This is a genomic window from Streptomyces candidus, from assembly GCF_014207445.1.
GTDB lineage: Bacteria > Actinomycetota > Actinomycetes > Streptomycetales > Streptomycetaceae > Streptomyces > Streptomyces candidus.
In genome coordinates this window covers 16,994-30,613 of sequence record NZ_JACHEM010000016.1, presented here as the reverse complement: position 1 = coordinate 30,613, position 13,620 = coordinate 16,994, and the positions used below count along the sequence as shown (strand labels likewise).

Sequence of the window (13,620 nt, the reverse complement as noted above, 5' to 3'; positions counted from 1 at the left end):
TCGGGTCAGGACGTGGTCGGGCACGCGGCGGACGTCATGTACGGGATTTCGTCATGTGGCGCATCAGCGCCTCCTGGGTGGCGTCCGCCCTGGCGACCTCACCGGTCAGCCGGCCCTCCGCCATCGTGTAGATCCGGTCGCACATGCCGAGGAGTTCGGGCAGTTCGGAGGAGATGAACAGCACCGCCTTGCCCTCGGCGGCGAGCTTGTCGATCACCGTGTAGATCTCGAACTTCGCGCCGACGTCGATACCGCGCGTGGGTTCGTCGAGGATCAGGACGTCGGGGTCGGCGTGGATCCACCGGCTCAGGACGACCTTCTGCTGGTTGCCGCCGGAGAGGCGTCCGACCTCTTCGAAGACCGTCGGGGTCTTGATGTTCATGGAGGTGCGGTACCGCTCCGCCACCTGCCGCTCGTGGTGCTCGTCGACCACGCCGTGCCGCCGCATCCCGGGCAGGGAGGCGAGGGAGATGTTGCGGTTGATGTTGTCGATGAGGTTGAGGCCGTACTGTTTGCGGTCCTCCGTGACGTACGCGAGGCCCGCCCCGATCGCCGCCGGTACGGTCTTCGTGCTCACCTCGCGTCCGCCGACCTCGACCCGGCCGGCCTCGTACCGGCCGTACGAGCGGCCGAAGACCGACATCGCCAGCTCGGTGCGCCCCGCGCCCATCAGACCCGCGATGCCGACGATCTCGCCGCGGCGGACGGTGAGGGAAACGTTGTCGACCACCTTGCGCTGCTGATCCACGGGGTGGCGGACGGTCCAGCCGTGCACGGCCAGGGCCGTCGTGCCCGCGTCCTCGCCGGGGTAGGGGGTGCGGTCGGGGAAGCGGTGGTCGAGGTCGCGGCCGACCATGGACCGGATGATCTGGTCCTCCGACAGTTCCGCAGCGTCCGACGGTGCCTGACGTACCGTCAGGGTTTCGATGGTGCGGCCGTCGCGCAGTACCGTCACCGCGTCCGTGATCTGCCGGATCTCGTTGAGTTTGTGCGAGATGATGATGCAGGCGATGCCCTGTTCGCGCAGTTCCACGATGAGGTCGAGGAGCTTGGCGCTGTCCTCGTCGTTGAGCGCGGCAGTCGGCTCGTCGAGGATGAGCAGCTTCACCTCCTTGGCGAGCGCCTTCGCGATCTCCACGAGCTGCTGCTTGCCCACACCGATGTCGGCGACGGGGGTCTGCGGCTTCTCGCGCAGACCGACCCGCTTGAGGAGGGCGGCGGCCCTGCGCAGGGTGTCGTCCCAGTCGACGAACCCCCGCTTTCCGCCCGTCTGTTCATTGCCGAGGAAGATGTTCTCGGCGATGGACAGATACGGCACGAGCGCCAGCTCCTGATGGATGATGACGATGCCGTGGCGCTCGCTCGCCCGGATGTCCTTGAACGCGACCGGTGCTCCCTCGAAGAGGATCTCGCCGTCGTAGCTGCCGTGCGGATACACCCCGCTCAGCACCTTCATCAGGGTCGACTTGCCGGCCCCGTTCTCACCGCAGATCGCGTGGATCTCGCCCGCGCGCACGGTCAGGCCGACCTCGGAGAGCGCCTTCACCCCGGGGAACGTCTTGGTGATGCCGCGCATCTCCAGCACGGCAGCCGCCGTTGGACGGGCCGTCACTTGAGCTGCTCCGCCGTGAAGTACCCCTCGTCGACGAGGAGTTGCGTGTTCGACTTGTCGATGCTGACCGGCTTCAGCAGATACGACGGCACGATCTTCTTGCCGTTGTCGTAGTCGGTGGTGTTGTTGACCTCCGGCTTCCTGCCGTTCAGTACGGCGTCGCCCATCGCCACCGCCTGGGCGGCCAGCTTGCGGGTGTCCTTGAAGACGGTCTGCGTCTGCTCGCCGCCGATGATGGACTTCACCGATGCCAGCTCGGCGTCCTGGCCGGTCACGACCGGCAGCGGCCGGCTCTTCGTACCGTAACCGGCGCTCTTCAGCGCGGAGATGATGCCGATCGAAATGCCGTCGTACGGGGAGAGCACCGCGTCGACGCGCCGCTCACCGTAGTTCTTGCTGATCAGGTCGTCCATCCGCTTCTGCGCGGTGCCGCCGTCCCAGCGCAGGGTGGTCGCCTGGTTCATCTTCGTCTGACCGCTGCGGACGACGAGCTGACCGGTCTTCAGATACGGTTGGAGGACCTTGAGGGCGCCGTTCCAGAAGTACTTGGTGTTGTTGTCGTCGGGGGAACCCGCGAACAGCTCGATCGAGTGCGACTCGCGCCTGGCCGCCTCCGCGGACGGTTCGCCGAGCTGCAGCTTCTCGACGATGTACTTGCCTTCGAGCTCGCCGACCCGCTCGTTGTCGAAGGACGCGTAGTAGTCGACATACGGCGTGCCCAGGATCAGCCGGTCGTAGCTGATCACCGGGATGCCCGCGTCGTGCGCGCGCTGGAGGACCTCGGTGAGGGCGGCGCCGTCGATCGCGGCGATCACCAGGAGCTTGCGGCCCTTGGTGATCATGTTCTCGATCTGGGCGATCTGATTCTCGACCTTGTCGTCGCCGTACTGAAGGTCGGTCTGGTAACCGGCCTTCTCGAACTGCTTGGCCATGTTCTGGCCGTCGGCGATCCAGCGCTCGGATGCCTTGGTGGGCATCGCGAGCCCGATCGTGCCGCCCTTGCCGGTGTCGGCCTTGTAGCGGCTGCCGCCCCTGGCCTCCTGACCGCAGGCGGTCAGCGAGACGAGGAGCAGGGCGGCGGCGGCGAACGTCGCCGCGTGCATGCGGGTGCGCATCGGGTCAGTCTCCTTCCGGTACGGGTGTGGCGGGCGACACGGGGAAACGGCGCAGCTCACCGGGGTTGCGGGAACCGAGCGGCGACATGTTGCCGTCCGCCCCGTGCCGGGCGAGCAGGTCCAGTACGAGACGTCCGCGCCGTACCCTCTCGCGGGCGGTGGCGAGAGCGGTCTCGCGCAGCTGCGCGCCGTAAGGGTAGATGCCGGGGGAGCGGCTCAGCCCGAACTTCAGGTACAGCGGAGCGCCGCGCCGGATCAGCTCGGCCGCCTCGTACATCCGGATGTACCCGCCGAGGTCGTCGGGGGCCTCCACGTACATGTCCATGGGGGCACCGCTGACCCGGCGGATCTCGGTGAGGTGGTCGAGGGTCAGGTCGGAGGGGACGTTGAGGGAGTCCGCGCCGAGCTGCTCGTACACCGCGTACGACGCGGGGTTCACCGGGCCGGTGAGGGCGGACAGCTTGAAGGTGGTGTCGGCCGGGAGCAGGCCCGCGACCCGCATCCGGTGCAGCGTCCAGAGCACGCCCTCGTCCGCGACGAGCAGGCAGCGCACCCCCAGCTCGGTGGCCCGGACCGCGTCCTCGACGCAGCCGGCGAGTGCGTCGTGCCCGCGTGCGCGCAGTCCGCCGCCGCCGGAGTCGGTACGGGTGGAGCCGCCGATGTCCCACGTCCCGCGGGGCCCGGTGAACAGACACAGCTCGATGTCCCGGGAGGCGCAGCCGTCCACCATCTCGGTGATGTCGTCGTCCGTGAGCATCCAGATGCCGCTGCCCTGGCTGATCCGGTGCACGGGAACGTCCAGATGCGCGGTCTCCTTCAGAACGACGGCCAGTGCCTCGGGGCCCTCGACGGAGGGAATCTCGGTGCGCCAGGTGCCGCCGTCGGGAAAGGTGTGTGCGGAGGTGTCGGCGGGGTCGACGGCGGGGAACGCGTGACCAAGTCGGGCGAGTGCGTCGGCACCGGGGCGGCGCGGGGTGCCTGATACAGGGTGTGCGGTATCCGATGCATCACGCGGCGTGTCTGGTGTATGAGACATGGTGCTCCGTATTTTCATGTTCGATATGTCGGACAGTGGTCGGATCGAAAGGCGTGCGGCACGACGAAAGCGTGCAGCGGCACGGAGGCGGCGTGCGCAACTCCGTGCCGCCGCACAGTCCTAGGGGCGCAGCAGCACCTTCCCCGTCTTCGGGTCGCCGCCGCCGACCAGGGCGATGGCGTCGGCGAACCGTTCCAGCGGGAACTCATGGGTGATCAGCGGCGCCGGGTCGAGCAGTCCGAGACCGAACGCCCGCACCGCGTCCGACCAGGCCCACGACGGAGCCCCGAAGACACTGCGCACCTCCAGCTGGCTGAGCGACAGGTGCACCGGGTCGATGCCCACCGCGCCCGGGGTGAACATGCCGGTCAGCACGACCCGGCCGCCCCGTCTGGCCAGCAGACAGGACGAGGCGGCCGTGGTCGGCGCACCGGCCGTCTCGATCACCAGGTCGTAGCTCCCGTTCGACGTCTCCGCCTCCTCGGGGGTCACCGCCTCGGTCGCGCCGAAGCGCCGCGCCTGTTCGCCGCGTGCCGAGCGCGGGTCGACCACCGTCAGCCCGGCCGGTGAGGACGCCGTCAGGAGTTGCACGGCGAGCAGCCCCAGGGTGCCCGCGCCGACCACCGCGATCCGCTCACCGGGCCGCGGCCGGCCGGCCCGCACGGCGGCGGCGATCACCGCGGCGGGCTCCAGCAGTGCGGCGGCGCGCAGGTCCGCGTCGTCGTCCAGCAGGTGCAACAGCCGCGCGGGTACGGTGACATGGTCAGCGAAGGCGCCGGGCTCGGTGAACCCGGTCTCCGCGTACCCGCCGGAGCACAGACTCGTCTCGCCGCACCGGCACCGCTCGCACGTCCCGCACGCCCGGAAGCCCTCGGCCACCGTCCGGCGGCCGACCAGGGACGGCTCCACGCCCGTCCCGACCGCGACGACCGTTCCGGACCACTCGTGTCCGGGCACCACCGGGTAGCGCACGAAGCCCGGGTCGCGCCGGCCCTCGTACACCTCGCGGTCGCTCATGCAGATCCCCGCGGCGGCGACCTCCACCAGCGCCTCGCCGGGGCCCGGCCGGGCCGGTTCCGTCTCGGTCAGGCGGTGCCGGCCCGGCCCGTCGATGACGAGCGCGCGACCGGGCCGTGCGCCAGGACTCACTTGGGTGCCCTCTTCTCCCAGCCCTCGGCCCACAGGTCGAACCGCGCCTGCTGCTGCGGGAACTCGGCGGCGGCGTCCACGTCCAGCTCCACACCGAGGCCCGGCGCGTGCGAGATCTCGAAGCAGCCCGTCTCCGGGTCCACCTGCGGCGCACCCTTGACGACCTTCTTGATCTCCGCGTCGGCGAAGTCGTTGAAGTGTTCCAGGATCTTGAAGTTCGGGGTGGAGAAGCCGACCTGGAGGGAAGCGGCGGTCAGGACCGAACCGCCGACGTTGTGCGGGGCGACGAGCATGTAGTGCGTCTCGGCGGTCGCGGCGAGCTTGCGGGTCTCCATGATGCCGCCGATGTGACCGAGGTCCGGCTGGATGATGTCGACGGCCTGCGATTCGAAGAGCTCGCGGAACTCGATGCGGTCGTGGATGCGCTCACCCGTCGCGACCGGCATGTCGACCTTGTCGGCCACCTTCTGGAGGGCCTTCAGGTTCTCCGGCGGTACCGGCTCCTCCAGCCACGCGGGCTTGAAGGGGGCCAGTTCCTTGGCGAGCCGCACCGCCGTGGACGGGCTGAACCGGCCGTGCATCTCCAGCATCAGTTCGGCGTCCGGGCCGATCGCGTCCCGCACCGCTTCGATCAGGGAGACCGCGTAGCGGCTCTGTTCGGCGTCGAGCTCGAAGTGGCCGGTGCCGAACGGGTCGATCTTCAGGGCGCGGTAGCCGCGCTCCATGACGGCGCGGGCCGCCTTGTGGTACGCCTCCGGTGTCCGCTCGGTGGTGTACCAGCCGTTGGCGTACGCCTTGACCTTGTCGGTGACCTTGCCGCCGAGCAGTTGCCAGACCGGGACGCCGAGCGCCTTGCCCTTGATGTCCCAGCAGGCCATCTCGATGCATGCGATGCCCGACATGACGATCTCGCCGGCCCGGCCGTAGTCGCCGTACTTCATACGACGTACGAGATCTTCGGTGTTGAACGGGTCGGAACCGACGATGTGGTTGGCCGCGGCCTCACCGAGGTAGCCGATCAGCGCGTCGGTGTGGCCGAGCATGCGCGTCTCGCCGACCCCGGTCAGCCCCTCATCGGTCTGGACGAGGACATACGTGAGATTCCGCCAGGGTGTCCCGACGACGTGGGTGGTAATTCCCGTGATGCGCACGGCAGTTGCTCCTCAGTTGTACGGTTGTGCTCTCTGTGCTCGTTCGAGATTTCGTCACGCGTTCGAAATGTTGGCGTGACCGTAGTCAGCAGGCCCGGGGGGTGTCAATGGGTACGACCGAGACCTCTTCGAGCCGGGTGCGGCGGCCCCGCTCCGCCGCCGCGCGGGCCCGCCGGTCCGGTCCCGCCGGGTGCCTGCCGGCCCGGCGTCGCGGTCCGACCGTTGCCGGTCGGGCCCGGCGGGGCTAATCTTCGTTCGTCATACCGGTCGACCGCCGGAATCTCGAACACATCACAGCCAACGAGACGCAGAGGGTGGGTGGACGGCCATGGGACGCCATGTCCCCGCAGTGACCAGGGCACTGGACATACTCGAACTGTTCCTGGAGGGCGACGGAACGCTCTCCGCACCGGACATCACCCGCAAGCTCGGGCTGCCCCGCACCACCGTGCACGAACTCGTCACCACCCTCGCCGCCCGCAGCTACCTGGTGCCCGTGCCCGAGCAGCCGGGCCGCTACCGGCTGGGTGTGCGCACCTACCAGCTGGGCAGCCGCTACGCCGAGCAGCTCGACCTGGCGGCCGAGGGCCAGAACGTCGCCCGCGAGGTCGCCGAGACCTGTGACGAGACCGTGCACGTCGCCGTTCTGGAGGGCGCCGACGTCATCTACATCGCCAAGGTCGACTCCACCCACGCGGTCCGCATGGTCTCCGCCGCAGGCCGCAGGCTCCCCGCGCACTGCACCTCCGTGGGCAAGATGCTGCTGGCCTCCCTCCCCGAGAGCGAACTGCGCACCCGTATCGACGGCCGCGAACTCGCCGCGATGACCCCCAACAGCATCACCGAACCGGACGCCCTGGGCGCCGCGCTCGCGGACATCCGCGCCCGCGGGCTGGCCGTGGAGCACCGCGAGTCCAACCCCGACGTCAGCTGTGTCGCCGCCCCGGTGCGCGACAGCTCGGGCCGGGTCGTCGCGGCGCTGTCGGTATCGGTGCCCATGATCCGGTGGAGCGAGGAACGCGAGCGCGAACTCGGCGAGTTGGCGGCCAAGGGCGCCGCCGACCTGTCCCTGCGGCTCGGGTACCGGGGGACGCCGCGATGAGCGCCGCGAAGACCGCCGAGCCGGCCGTACGGGAACGGGCCCGGCTCGGCGAGGGGCCCACCTGGGACGCGGTGACCGGCCGGCTGATCTGGGTGGACATCCTCGGCTCACGGGTCCACACGTACGACCCGGCCTCCGGGCGGCGCACCGTCATGGCCACCGAGCAGCACGTGGGCGCGGCAAAGCCCCGTACGGCCGGTGGTTTGGTCGTCAACCTCCGCGACGGAGTGGGCAGTTACGACGCCGACGGTACCAACTTCCGCTGGCTGCTGCATGACCCGGTACCCGGACGGCGTGGAAACGACGCGGCCGTCGCCCCCGACGGATCGCTCTGGGCGGGCTCCATGCGCTACGACGAGGCGAAGGGCGGCGGCGCACTCGTCCGCCTCGCACCCGCGACGGCCGCCGCGGCAGGCACCCGCGCCGTCACGGAAATCTTCCCTTCTGTGACCGTGAGCAACGGAACGGGCTGGAGTCCGGACGGCAGCCTCGTCTACTACATCGACAGCCCCACCCGCCGCGTGGACGTCTGCCGCATGGACGGCCAACTCCCCGCGGAGCGCCGTGAACTGGTACGGATCGAGGACGGCGCGGGCTTTCCCGACGGGCTCACCGTCGACGCCGACGGATGCGTCTGGGTGGCCCTCTGGGACGGCGGCCAGGTGCGCCGCTACACTCCCGGCGGCGTCCTGGACCGTACGATCACGCTGCCCACCTCCCGTCCCACCGCCTGCGCCTTCGGCGGACCCGGCCTGCGCGACCTGTACATCACCACCGCCCGCACCGGCCTGGGCGAGAACGCGCACCCGTACGCGGGCTCACTTCTCGTCGTGCCGGACGCCGGACAGGGCCTGGTGACCCCGGCGTTCGGGGGGTGAGCGGAGCACCCGCGGCGTTCGCGTACCCTGCTTCCGGGCCCTGCAAGGCTCTTCGCAACCGCACATCCGTGACGCGCGTACGTGGCAGAGAGAGGCAGCCCGTGGTGACATCGGACGGTGACGCCGCCACGGAGTTCCACGAGTTCTTCGAGCGTCACTACGTTGAACTGGCTCGTCTCGCGCACCTGTTGACGGGCGAGCCGGACGCCGCCGACGACCTCGCCGCCGACGCGCTGCTCGCGGTGTGGCACCGATGGGACCGGGTGCGCGCCGCCGACCACCCCGCCGCGTACGCGCGCGGCGTCCTCGCCAATCTCGTACGGGGCCGCATCCGCAGCGCCGTGCGCGAACGGCGCAGGGTCGCGCTCTTCTGGGCGCAGCGCCCCGAGAGCGTCGACGCCCCGGACGTCGCGGGCGTCGTCGACGTACAGGAGGCCCTGCGCCGCCTGCCCTTCCGCAAACGCGCCTGCGTCGTCCTGCGCCACGCCTTCGACCTCTCCGAACGGGACACCGCCCTCGCCCTCGGTGTGTCCGTCGGTACGGTGAAGAGCCAGACCTCCAAGGGAATGGCCCAACTGGAGCAACTGCTCGGCAGCAGCGACGGCAACCGGACCGTGGCGGCACTGGCCGGAAGGAAGAAGTAGCCGCCATGGACGAGGACGAAGTGCGCAAGCGACAGCCGGGCGAAGGCCGAGCGGGCGAGATCCGGCCGTACGAGGAGCGTCCGGACGACGGCCACCCCCACGAGGCGCCCCGGGCCGAAAACGTCCATGACCGGAACGCCCGGCCCGAGGACATCGGACGCGAGGACACCGGGCCCGAGGACCGGCGCGCCGAGGACCGGATGCGTGAGGAACTGCAGCGGGCCGCCGCGTCCCACCGTCCCGACCGCGCACGCATCCTGGCCCGCGTGGAGCGGGGCATGGCCCAGCCGTCCGTCCGGTCCCGCAAAGGCGTGCGTACGCCCCCTTCGGTACGGGCCGCAGCGGGCCGGGACCCCCGCCGCGCCATGTCCTGGCCGCGCGTCGCCGGGGCCACCGCCGCCGTGGCGGCCGTGCTGATCGCCGGCGGTTACGGGGTGGCCGGGGCGCTGCACGAGGACACCCGGGTACGTACGGCCTCCACCCCCGACCCCACGCCCACCCGCACCGACGATCCCGCACCCACCGGTCTGCCCGCCCTCCCGGACCCGGTGCGGACGACGCCGGCGAAGCCCTCCCGTACCCCGGAGCGCACCCCCGGCCGTACCTCCGCAGCCGACGGGACCGCGCCGCCCGCGGCCACCCGCCCGCCGTCCACGCCCGCCCCGCCCCCCGCGCCGCCCGGCGGCAACCGCACCCGGGACGGCCACCTCTGGGGCGACGGTTCGGTCGACCCGCACAGCAATGACTTCTGGGCGCAGAGCAACGTCACCTTCAAGACCGGCGAGCCCCTCACCGCACTCGTCGTCGAGCTCCGTATCGCCAGGACCGACGGCGTGACGAACACGGGGGCCTGGATCTCGCTGCCCGTCGACAACTTCACCGTCGACGTACGGGAGGACCGGGGAGACCCGGCGTTCCTGGTCTACCGCTGGACGCTGAAACCCGGCCGTGCCGTGCCGGCGGGCGAGCACATGGCCGCCGGGCAGTACCAGCACGCCAGGGGCGGACGCGACGCGGGCGGCGACCGGTACTCGGTGACCACCACCGCACAGAACGGCGACAAAGCCGCCGTAAGGGGAGATTTCTACCCGACGCGTTGAGTTCCGTCGACCCGCAGAAAAAACTTCTGCCCGCACGGCAACCTCCGTCACGGCTGCGGCAACCAAGGAGCATGACAACTCCCCACTCACACCGTCGGCGCACCGCACGCCGCCGGGCCGTCATAGCCCTCTCGGGTGTCGGCGCGCTCACCGCGGGCGCCCTCGTCACCACCGGGCTCCTCCCCTCCGCGGGCGCGGCGAAGGCCCCCGCAGCAGTGGCCCCCGCCGCCCAGGACTCCGCCAAGGCCGCAGCCAAGGGCCCGGCCGCGTGGCCGAAGCCCACCGGCAGCAAGCCCGTGACCGCCACGATCAAGGTGGACGGCACCTACGACGGCAAGCTCAAGCGCCACTACGGCCAAGGCGCACTCGGCGGTGGCGGCCAGAAGGAGGGCCAGCCCCCGGTCTTCACGCTCGCCGACGGCGCCGTCCTGAAGAACGTCGTCATCGGCTCCCCGGCCGCGGACGGCGTGCACTGCCTGGGCAGCTGCACCATCCAGAACGTCTGGTGGGAGGACGTGGGCGAGGACGCGGCCACCTTCAAGGGCAAGTCCGCGAACGCCGTGTACACGGTGTACGGCGGAGGCGCCCGCAAGGCGTCGGACAAGGTCCTGCAGTTCAACGGCGCCGGCAAGCTCGTCATCTCGAAGTTCCAGGTGGCCGACTTCGGCAAGCTGGTCCGCTCGTGCGGCAACTGCAAGACCCAGTACAAGCGGACGGTCATCGTCAACGACGTCGACGTGAGCGGCCCGGGCAACTCCCTGGTCGGCATCAACGCCAACTACGGTGACTCCGCCTCGCTGCGCAATGTCCGCATCCACGGCGACAGCAAGAAGAAGATCAAGCCGTGCACGCGCTTCACCGGAAACAGCACCGGCAAGGAGCCCGTCCAGAACGGCACCGGACCGGACGGCACGCACTGCCGCTACCAGCCCTCCGACGTCACCTACCACTGACACCTCGCGCCGTGACGCACGGCAATTAGGTGCGTCGCGAGGCATGGTGACGGCCCGTCGGTCACCGCACCGTGACCGGCCCCCGACCGGGCCCCCGCCGGAAGTCCCCCTCCGGCGGGGGCCCTTTTCATGCCCCCGTCCGCCCGGCCCCGAGGCCGGGCGGAGGTCGGTGTCCGCTCACTCCTTGATGCGCAGGAAGGTCACCGAATGCGCCGGAAATGTGTACGTGAACTTCGCCCCGATGCCCGTCACCGTCGACTCGGCCGGCCGGATCGGCTGCGCGTCGGCGGTGTTCTCCGCGTCCGGCGCGCCCCGGAGAGTGGTCACCCGTGCCGTGCGTGAGCCGGGGGCCCGGCCGAGGTCGACGGCCGTACGGGCGGGTGTCGCCTGCACGTTGACGACCTTGACGATCAGCTCACCGGTCCTCGCGTCCCTCGTCACCACCTGACGGAACGGCTCGGCGGCCTTGTCGTCGGTGAAGCGCCCCCACTCCGCACCGTCCAGGAACAGCACCACGTCCCGCCCCCGGACCTGCACCTTGACGTCGTACGTCCGACCGGTCTCGATGGTGGTCGGCTTCGCCACGAGGGTCTGCTTGCCGCCGTCGACGGTCTTCTCCACGGCCGACTGGGTGTTGTTCCAGCCGCCCAGGTTCCACCAGTAGTGGTTTCCGGTGTCCTTGACGCCGAAGGCGACCAGGAAGCCCTCCTGGCCGGCCTTCTTGGTGGCCTTCAGCTGGAGGTCGTAGTTCTGCCACGCCGGGTCGCCCGCCGTGACGAGAGTGTCCTCCGCGGTCGCGTCCGACTGGACGTACGCACCGTCCTCGACCCGCCAACTACCCTTCTGAGACGCCTTGGCCCACTGTCCGTCGCCGCCGGAGAAGTCGTCGCTCAGCAGGGTCCTTCCGTCGGCGCCGGTGACGCGCACGTCGTCGTACGCGGCGCTGGTCGCCCACGTCGAGAGGCCGACCGCACCGGTGATCGGCCCGGAGACGGCCGGGGTGGTGGAGGCGCGGCTCGGCACGACGCGGTCGCCCGTGTTGTTCATGAACAGCTTCTGGACCTCGTAGCTGGCGGAGCCCCAGGAGCGCTCGTTGTCGAACCAGATCATGTCCGGCCGCCACTGCGTCGCGTCCGTGTGCGCGAGCAGAGGCGCGTAACTGGCGAGCTTGACGACGTCGGCGTTGCGCTCCAGGCCGGTCATGAACGAGGCCTCGGAGAGCGCGTTGCGGAACCGGTTGTCCAGGGACGCGTACTCCCCGAGGAAGACCTTCGGCCCCTTGCGGTCGTACGAGTCGTAGCGGTCGTTGTTCTCCAGGAACCACTGCGGGCTGTTGTAGTAGTGCTCGTCGACCATGGACACCTTCGCGTCCCGGTTCAGCTGCCAGGCCCGGTCGAAGACCGGTCCGCTGTCGTCGGGACCGGAGTTGCTGATGACCTCGATGTCCGGGTACTTCGCCTCGATCGCCTCACGGAAGACGGTGAAACGGGCGAAGAACGCGTCGGGGAGGTTCTCCTCGTTGCCGACGGCGAGCTGCTTGAGCCCGAACGGCTCGGGGTGGCCCATCCTTGCGCGCACGCCGCCCCACGGGGAGGATGCCGGGCCGTTCGCGAACTCGATCAGGTCCAGGGTGTCCTGGACGTGCCGCTTCAGCAGGGCGGGGTCGTCGGTCGCCTTGTTCTCGCCGCAGCCGGTGACCAGGGCGGGCACTACGGGGACCGGGGCCGCGCCGAGGTCCTCGGCGAACTGGAAGTACTCGTAGTAGCCGAGGCCGTAACTCTGGTTGTAGCCCCAGAAGTTGGCGTTCGTCGGACGCTGCTCGACGGGGCCGACGGTGTCCTTCCACTGGTACGAGCGCCGGCGTTCGAGATCAGGTGTCTCGTATGCCTGATGGCTTCCGGTGTTCACCAGGCACCCCCCGGGGAAGCGCAGGAAGCCCGGCTTCAGCGCGGCGATCTTCTCCGCGAGGTCCTTGCGCAGCCCGTTGGGCCGGTTCTTGTAGGTGTCCCGGGGGAAGAGCGACACCATGTCGAGTCCGACCGTGCCGCCGCCCTCGGCCAGGACGGAGAGCCTCCCGGTGGTGCTGTCGGCGGTGGCGGTGAACCGGGCGGTGTACTTGGCCCACCGGTCGCCGCGTACGGTCACGCGCCGCGCGTCGGCGAGCGCCCGCCCGGCGTCGTCACGCAGGCCGACCGAGAGCGCGGTGCCGCTCCGCTGGTCGGTGCGGGCCCACACGGTGAACTCGTACGAGGCGCCCTTACGGACGGAAATTCCCTTGCTGTATCCGGAGTTGGCCACCCCGTACCTGCCCGTGCCTCCGTCGAGGCGCAGCCGCAGGTAGTTGCGGTTCCGCTCGTTCAGCCTGCCCGCGTCGTCCACGACCTGGGCGCTGCCCGTGGCACCGCCGTCGGCGACGGGGGCCCAGGCGGTCATCGGCGTGTACGCCCTGTTGTCGGCCGGGGCGTACTCGAAGGAACGATTCTGCACCAGCTCGGCGTACAGCCCGCCGTCGGCCGCCCGGTTGATGTCCTCGTAGAAGATCCCGTACATGCTGTCCGAGATATCAGGTCCGGTACGCGACCGGTCCAGAGCGAGCGTGTAGTCGGCGGGGGCGGGCTCGGCGGCGGCATGGGCGGCACCGCCGTCCGGGGAGGCGACTGCGGAGGGCGGGGCGGCGGCGAAACTGGTGGCCATCAGCAGGCCGAGGCCGAGGGCTGCCCAATTTCTGCCGGGGCGCGTGCGGGGGGACATAAGCGGCTCCATCGATTCGTTCGACATCTCGGACGACGTACGGGATTTCGCTCGCAGAGGATCCATGTTCGAGAAACGGGCGTCAACACCTCTGACAGGAAGAGGTGTTGACGCCCGTCGTGATGCGCT

Annotated in this window: 11 protein-coding genes; 5 read left to right on the top strand and 6 right to left on the bottom strand. The window is 70.2% G+C overall.

Annotation, left to right across the window (positions count from 1 at the left end):
• Positions 1-34: 34 nt before the first annotated feature.
• The 5 genes from mmsA to HNQ79_RS26815 all read right to left on the bottom strand — a co-directional run bounded on the left by mmsA (position 35) and on the right by HNQ79_RS26815 (position 6,063).
• Complete coding sequence (gene mmsA / locus HNQ79_RS26835) at positions 35-1,576, bottom strand: multiple monosaccharide ABC transporter ATP-binding protein (RefSeq protein WP_185035520.1); 1,542 nt, start codon at positions 1,574-1,576, stop codon at positions 35-37.
• A gap of 32 nt (positions 1,577-1,608) precedes the next feature.
• The gene (chvE, locus tag HNQ79_RS26830) at positions 1,609-2,727 is read right to left on the bottom strand and encodes a multiple monosaccharide ABC transporter substrate-binding protein (RefSeq protein ID WP_185035445.1); all 1,119 of its coding nucleotides are present in this window, start codon (positions 2,725-2,727) and stop codon (positions 1,609-1,611) included.
• A gap of 4 nt (positions 2,728-2,731) precedes the next feature.
• Positions 2,732-3,763, bottom strand: coding sequence for a hypothetical protein (locus HNQ79_RS26825; protein ID WP_185035444.1), 1,032 nt, complete (start codon positions 3,761-3,763; stop codon positions 2,732-2,734).
• A gap of 120 nt (positions 3,764-3,883) precedes the next feature.
• Positions 3,884-4,912, bottom strand: a complete 1,029-nt coding sequence (locus tag HNQ79_RS26820; RefSeq protein ID WP_185035443.1) for a zinc-dependent alcohol dehydrogenase — start codon at positions 4,910-4,912, stop codon at positions 3,884-3,886.
• Positions 4,909-6,063 (bottom strand): mandelate racemase/muconate lactonizing enzyme family protein, encoded by a 1,155-nt coding sequence (locus HNQ79_RS26815; protein ID WP_185035442.1) that lies wholly within the window; start codon positions 6,061-6,063, stop codon positions 4,909-4,911. The genes HNQ79_RS26820 and HNQ79_RS26815 overlap by 4 nt, the downstream gene beginning before the upstream one ends.
• Positions 6,064-6,391: 328 nt before the next feature.
• On the opposite strand from HNQ79_RS26815, the gene HNQ79_RS26810 reads away from it, so the two are divergent.
• The 5 genes from HNQ79_RS26810 to HNQ79_RS26790 all read left to right on the top strand — a co-directional run bounded on the left by HNQ79_RS26810 (position 6,392) and on the right by HNQ79_RS26790 (position 10,740).
• Complete coding sequence (locus HNQ79_RS26810; protein ID WP_185035441.1) at positions 6,392-7,165, top strand: IclR family transcriptional regulator; 774 nt, start codon at positions 6,392-6,394, stop codon at positions 7,163-7,165.
• Positions 7,162-8,043, top strand: a complete 882-nt coding sequence (locus HNQ79_RS26805) for an SMP-30/gluconolactonase/LRE family protein (protein ID WP_185035440.1) — start codon at positions 7,162-7,164, stop codon at positions 8,041-8,043. The genes HNQ79_RS26810 and HNQ79_RS26805 overlap by 4 nt, the downstream gene beginning before the upstream one ends.
• Before the next feature lie 101 nt (positions 8,044-8,144).
• Entirely contained in the window at positions 8,145-8,687 is a 543-nt protein-coding gene (locus tag HNQ79_RS26800; RefSeq protein WP_185035439.1) for a SigE family RNA polymerase sigma factor, read from the top strand.
• 5 nt (positions 8,688-8,692) lie between these two features.
• Entirely contained in the window at positions 8,693-9,787 is a 1,095-nt protein-coding gene (locus tag HNQ79_RS26795; protein ID WP_229923436.1) for a hypothetical protein, read from the top strand.
• A 71-nt stretch (positions 9,788-9,858) separates the two neighbouring features.
• The gene (locus tag HNQ79_RS26790) at positions 9,859-10,740 is read left to right on the top strand and encodes a pectate lyase (RefSeq protein ID WP_185035438.1); all 882 of its coding nucleotides are present in this window, start codon (positions 9,859-9,861) and stop codon (positions 10,738-10,740) included.
• Between the two features lie 177 nt (positions 10,741-10,917).
• Here the strand turns inward: HNQ79_RS26790 and HNQ79_RS26785 are convergent, their stop codons facing one another.
• A complete protein-coding gene (locus HNQ79_RS26785) occupies positions 10,918-13,491 on the bottom strand; it encodes an alpha-L-arabinofuranosidase family protein (RefSeq protein ID WP_185035437.1) in 2,574 nt (857 codons plus the stop codon).
• Positions 13,492-13,620: the final 129 nt, after the last annotated feature.